Annotated in this window: 2 protein-coding genes; both read right to left on the bottom strand. The window is 68.9% G+C overall.

From position 1 onward, the window contains the following. Positions 1 to 369: IMP dehydrogenase (locus AMK27_RS40915; RefSeq protein ID WP_198956040.1), on the bottom strand; the 369-nt coding region annotated here is incomplete at its 3' end. A gap of 105 nt (positions 370 to 474) precedes the next feature. Then, positions 475 to 726, bottom strand: a 252-nt coding sequence (locus AMK27_RS40910; RefSeq protein WP_107425816.1) for a barstar family protein, incomplete at its 5' end; no start/stop codon positions are given.

Here is a 726-nt window from a genome sequence, read left to right as displayed (position 1 = left end):
GGCGGCGTCGTGCGCCCGCTTGGGCAGCAGCGAGAGCGCGTCGGCGACGGTCTGGTGGGGGGCGAGGACGATCGGGGTGTCGAGCACGTGGTGACGGCTCTTGACCCACGAGATGACGTCGGTGACGACCTCGATCGGGATGTCCTGCGGGATGACGACCAGTCCGCCCCTGCGGGCGACGGTCTCGGCCATACGGCGACCGGCGATGGCGGTCATGTTGGCCACGACCAGCGGGATCGTGGTCCCGGTTCCGTCCGGCGAGGAGAGGTCCACCGCCTGGCGGGAACCGACGGCCGAGCGGCTCGGCACCATGAACACATCGTCGTACGTCAGGTCGTAGGGCGGCTTGACGTCATTGAGGAAACGCACGTGCTGACATCCCAGTCGTTCGGATCGGCCCCTAGGCATTTCAGCCAGGGGAAAAAGCACGTAGTTCATTGTCCCACGCCTGTACGCATACCAGCCCCGGGCGAATCATCCGAGGCTTGCGGCAGCGGTTTCGTCGGATCCTCCGAAGGCTGTTCCCAGGGCGACGAGGACCATGAGGCGGGTGGGGCGCTGGTCCACGGCTGCGGCGAAGACGTCCTGGGCGGTCCGCCACTCGCGCGGGTGCGCCGTCGCGTACTGCCGCCAGCCGGTGACGACGAGGGTGACCGGCCCGGGCAGATCGGTGAGGCAGTCGGCCAGGGCGTCCCAGTTCCGGCCGAACCACTCGGGCAGGGCGAG

Origin of the sequence: Streptomyces sp. CB02009 (genome assembly GCF_001905825.1) — a bacterium.
In the GTDB taxonomy this organism is placed as follows: Bacteria; Actinomycetota; Actinomycetes; order Streptomycetales; family Streptomycetaceae; genus Streptomyces.
Note: the sequence above shows the minus strand (reverse complement) of the source record. Positions and strands in the feature narration are given on the sequence as shown.